This is a genomic window from Bartonella sp. AD328YNZD, from assembly GCF_042196425.1.
The window spans coordinates 1-4,995 of the sequence record NZ_JBHIQG010000190.1 but is presented as its reverse complement, the minus strand read 5'-3'; the positions used below and the strand labels follow the sequence as shown (position 1 = coordinate 4,995).

At 36.0% G+C, this 4,995-nt stretch carries 6 protein-coding genes; 3 read left to right on the top strand and 3 right to left on the bottom strand.

What is annotated here, in order from left to right; genetic code table 11:
- The 3 genes from ACFIO3_RS08815 to ACFIO3_RS08805 form a co-directional block, all read right to left on the bottom strand.
- A partial coding sequence (locus ACFIO3_RS08815) for a hypothetical protein (protein ID WP_375704331.1) occupies positions 1 to 183 on the bottom strand: 183 nt, incomplete at its 3' end.
- Positions 173 to 349 carry a hypothetical protein gene (locus ACFIO3_RS08810; protein ID WP_375607694.1) on the bottom strand — a complete coding sequence of 59 codons (177 nt, stop codon included), beginning with the start codon at positions 347 to 349 and terminating at the stop codon, positions 173 to 175. The genes ACFIO3_RS08815 and ACFIO3_RS08810, both read right to left, overlap by 11 nt.
- Positions 349 to 795 (bottom strand): DNA polymerase III subunit chi, encoded by a 447-nt coding sequence (locus ACFIO3_RS08805; protein ID WP_375607695.1) that lies wholly within the window; start codon positions 793 to 795, stop codon positions 349 to 351. The genes ACFIO3_RS08810 and ACFIO3_RS08805 overlap by 1 nt, the downstream gene beginning before the upstream one ends.
- A 389-nt stretch (positions 796 to 1,184) precedes the next feature.
- Here ACFIO3_RS08805 and lptF point away from each other — a divergent pair, with 389 nt between their 5' ends.
- The 3 genes from lptF to ACFIO3_RS08790 form a co-directional block, all read left to right on the top strand.
- Positions 1,185 to 2,375 carry an LPS export ABC transporter permease LptF gene (lptF, locus tag ACFIO3_RS08800; RefSeq protein WP_375607696.1) on the top strand — a complete coding sequence of 397 codons (1,191 nt, stop codon included), beginning with the start codon at positions 1,185 to 1,187 and terminating at the stop codon, positions 2,373 to 2,375.
- Positions 2,372 to 3,463 (top strand): LPS export ABC transporter permease LptG, encoded by a 1,092-nt coding sequence (lptG, locus tag ACFIO3_RS08795; RefSeq protein WP_375607697.1) that lies wholly within the window; start codon positions 2,372 to 2,374, stop codon positions 3,461 to 3,463. The genes lptF and lptG overlap by 4 nt, the downstream gene beginning before the upstream one ends.
- The coding region (locus tag ACFIO3_RS08790; protein ID WP_375704330.1) for an LPS-assembly protein LptD at positions 3,464 to 4,995 on the top strand (1,532 nt) is incomplete at its 3' end.

Genomic DNA, 4,995 nt, shown 5'->3' with positions numbered 1-4,995 from the left:
TATCTTCCACCACAATATTCCCGCAAACAATGCACTCAAAAAGAAAAATAAAAAATCTGCAATATTGCTTATATAAGCAACAGTAAATATTTCTGATAAGATATGCGTTGTCCCCAACCACGAAACGCAAAAAAAAGCTAACATCACACCCCATAAAACAAGCAAAATCCGATCAATCATCATCATGGCATTTCATTTTTTTAATTATAGTCCATATATTTAGCATGCCTAAAAGAAAAACCACAATAAAAACCCAACGCCCTCCCCCTGATCCTTGCGCAATAAAAAGTGCTGGATTTACTATTCCTACCACTCCTATAAAAATCAGAACAACAGACACGAAACGCATTAAATTTGTTTTTCCCAACGATGATCTTCAGTCTGTTGCCAATACGTTAAATTATGATTTTCCATTTTATATTTTTTCCACTGTGCACGAACGAGATTCAACTGCTCCTCACTTTCACCATCAAATATCACGACAAGCCGTTGATAAGCATCAATATCCGAACAAACAGCGCCCTCTATGAGAAAACGAATCTTTGAATCATTCGGATTTTCTTGTCCTGTCGTAAGAAATACAGGCTGAAAGTTTGAATATTGATCACACTCAGTTCCATGTCCAATAAAGGATTCATCTGCATAAACCCATAAATGTGTATCCATAAAATCGCGTTGTTCTTTACTCACACATTGTATTGTTACTTTTCCAAAACGAGCCAATGCACGCTCCACAAGCGTCGGCAAAATATCTTTCAGCGTTGACTGCGTCAAATGATAGAATAAAATGTCCAACCTCTTAAGCCCTCATCATTCTTTATAAAAAAGCTAACGTCTTTAAAAAACTTCTATGTCCCTAATACAAAGGAAACGGTTCAAGATATAAACCTGTTTTTCGATTAAGATGCATTCTCTTTTTGCACATGTTTTTAAAAGACAAAAAATTGTTATTTACACATTAATAAGAAAGTTTTTAAGCTATCTCCTATATTCTAGGTAGACTATAGTTGGAAATAAAATATAATATATGGAAAAATAGAGAAAACTTAATAGGCAATTTTATATTATTTATTTGGTAAAAATGTGCATTTCATGGAAGTTTTTTTTAATTTTATTACATTTTAACCGAAAACAGTATAAAATATTTACTATCAAATTAAAGACTGAGGGTGTTCTCCAAGTTTATGCGTATTATTGAGTTCTACATCCTGAAACGTGTCTTTGTTTTATTTAGCTCTGTCATGATTGCAGCAGTGGGTGTTAGTTGGACAGTACAAATTCTTGCACGAATAAACTTTCTTACAACAAGTAAACAAACACTCCTCACAGTTTTACAATTTTCACTCTCATTGGTTCCTTCTGTTGTTTTTCTGGTCATTCCATTTGCATTAGTAATCGCAATTACAACCATCCTTTCAGCAATGAATCAAGACTCTGAACTTGCTGTTATCAATGCCTCTGGTTTTCCTAAAAGTACTGTTTGGAAACCTATTCTTCTTCTTGCTATTGTTGCATCATGTATCTCCTTTTCTATAGCCAATTTTGTTGTTCCTCAAGCACGTCTTCAGATGCGACAAATGCTAGCAAGTGCCCATTTTGATCTTATTAGTCTTTTCATCAGTGAAGGGAGCTTTCAAAAACTTGCCAATAACCTTTACATAGAAATTGGCGAACGGAATCCAAACGGAACCTTTGAACGTCTTTTCATTGCCGACCAGCGTGATCCTAAGACTAACCTTTTTTATTATGCAACAAAAGCATCAATTGTAAACAATCAAAATGGTCGTTTTTTAATCCTCAATAACGGTGAAATAGAAAGAGTCAATCATCAAAATAACAGCGTTTCAATCGTTCAATTTAGCTCATATACCTTTAGCCTAGGGGAGTTTATCCCCAGTGATAAAACACCTACTCTTTATCCAAAAGATCGGTCTCTTTCTTATTTACAAAATCCTGACCCAAAAGATCCTTACTATCAACGAAAACCGCTCCAATATAGAGCTGAGTTTCACCGCAGACTAACACAATGGCTCTACCCTATTGTTTTTTCACTTATTGCATTAGCAGCGGCAGGAGATGTAGGCTCCCATCGACAAGCTCGTCATTCCGCAAATCTCTCGGCCATTGCCCTTTCTTTGGTGGTATATTGGATAGGATATTTTTTCGCCGAAAAAGCAAAGAATGATCTTGCATACGTTCCGCTCCTTTATATTACACCCATAGGAACAAGTATATTTGTCTTTTTTATGCTTTTAACGAATCATAAAATTGGACTTCCCACAAAAGTTAATGAGGTACTGCAAATCGTTTTTCAAAAAGTAATGAATAAATTTGAACATCCACAATCTCAAGATTCCTCGGATAAAATATCATGATTGGGTGGACACTTGGACGATATTTTTTTATACGTTACCTTAAAATAACTTGTTATTTCTGGGGGAGCATTTTTGTTCTTGCTCTTTTAATCGATTTTACAGAAAATTCCAGTAAGCTATCCTCCCTTCCGCACTATACAGCAAAAAATGCATTTCTGCTCTCTGTTTTACGTATCCCTTTTATCATGCAACAACTTATCCCTTTTATTGCACTCTTTTCTGCAATGGCAACACTTATCTCGCTTAACAAAAAACTTGAACTTGTGATAACTCGTTCAATCGGTGTTTCTGCATGGCAATTTCTTATGCCAGCTTGTTTGGGAGCTTTGCTTTTGGGATTATTTTCAATTCTTCTCATTAATCCACTCGCAGCATGGGGATTTTCTCAATCAGAAAAAATGATGACTGAATGGCGCAATAATAATATACTAACACCTCTTCATAATACACGTATTCACTGGTTAACCCAGCGTACAAATTTAGGCAGAACAACCATTGGTGCTAAATTTATCACTGATCAAGGACTTTCTCTTCTCGATGCAACCTTTGTACAATACAATGACAACGCAACCGTAAAAAATTGGATTAACGCCCCAAAAGCAACATTAACCAATGGCGCTTGGCTATTAACAAATGGAACAATCTATAAAATAGGACATCCACCTGAAAAATTTACCGTATTGCAAATAAAAACCAATCTAAAACCTGAATTTTTAACGGAACGTTTAGTGAATCCCGCAACTATTTCATTTTACCAATTGCCACAAAAAATTATGATTGCACGTTCATTTGGCTATTCTGCTCATAATTTTGATATGTATTTACAATCTTTGATCGCATTACCAGCATTGCTAGTGGCAATGACTCTCATTGCAGCAACTGTATCTTTAAATTTTACACGTTTTGGGCAATCTAGAACGTTGATTCTTGGTGGTGTCATAGCTGGGTTTATGCTTTATGTTATTTCCGTACTCATTCAGGCTTTTGGTAATGCTGGATATATTCCACCAGTTATTGCAGCTTGGACACCTGTTGTTATTGCTTTATTCTTGGGAATCTCTTTTTTACTTCATAAAGAGGATAGCTAAGTGAAAGCATTAACAGGTAAGAAAATCATTTTAACAAAATTAAGTGCTCTCGCTTTTAAAAGTGTTATGGGGATTATTTTAGGGGGAACTCTGGTTTATTATGCGCACGCTCAAAGCCTTATGTCTCCCTCTCAAAGTCGCATTCAAAATCCGGAAAGTCCTCTTTTGCTCTCTGCGGATGAACTCATCTACAATCGTGATGAAAACACTGTTTCTGCACAAGGTAATGTCCAAATCGAATATGATGGCAATAAAGTTATCGCTCAAAAAATCATTTACAATCAAAAAACAGGACGGCTTATAGCACAAGGGAATGTTGAAATTACTCAAAAAGATGGTAATAAAATTTATTCCAATCAAATTGATATGACCAAAGATCTTGGCCAGGGTTTTGTAAACGCCTTACGTATTGATACAGCCAATAATGTTCACTTTGCAGCCCAAAATGCTACACGTAAAAACAATCAAATAACAGTTTTTGAAAATGCAACGTATACAGCCTGTGAACCTTGCTCTTACAAACCAGATAGAGACGTCCTGTGGAAAATTAAAGCAAGAAAGATCATATGGAATAATAACGTCAAAAAAATTCGGTTTGAAAATAGCAGTTTTGAAATTTTGGGCGTACCGATTATAAAATTTCCAAATTTTGAACTTTATGATCCAACGGTCAGACGTGCTAGCGGTCTGCTTACTCCTCATTTTTTTTATACCAATGATCTCGGCATGGGGATAAAGAGTTCTTATTTCTGGAATCTCGCTCCTCATTACGATTTCACACTTTCTTTTACGGTTTATACCCAACAAGGGCTTTTAACCGAAGGGGAATGGCGTCAACGTTTAAAAACGGGCCGTTATAACATTCGCTTTGCTCATATATATCAAATGAAACCGCATAGATTTGATAATGATACGATTGATGCCCAACATAAAAACCGTTATATGCTGGCGACAAAGGGGGATTTTCGTATTAATTCACACTGGACTTATGGATGGGATATTCTTGCACAATCAGATCGGCATTTTAGTCGTGCCTATAAACTTGAAAACTATAACAATCCCACACAACTTTCTCAGATCTATCTGAATGGTCTTGCAGGAAAAAACCATTTTGATATGCGTTTTTATCATTTTAAAGTTCAAGATTCGTTATTGAATGATTATCATTATGAACGTCACTCTCGGCAAGCATGGGTTCTACCACGCATCGATTATACTTTCACGCCAGATGAACCCATTTATAATGGAGAACTGACCTTCCATAGTAATATGCAATCAATTTATCGTCGTCATGCTGACTTCAATTCACCCGACAAGAACGGAAATCCTCTCAACATAGTAAGACTTTCTGGTATAGCTGGAAATAGTTTGCGTTTCACAAACGAGCTTCAGTGGAAAAAGCGCTTCAACACACACAATGGACTCATCTTAACCCCTCTTCTCTCTCTACGGGCTGATATCATTACAACCAATGTACGTGAAAATCATGATTCTTCTATAAAAAACACTGTGTTATCCGAAGTTCGTGGTTC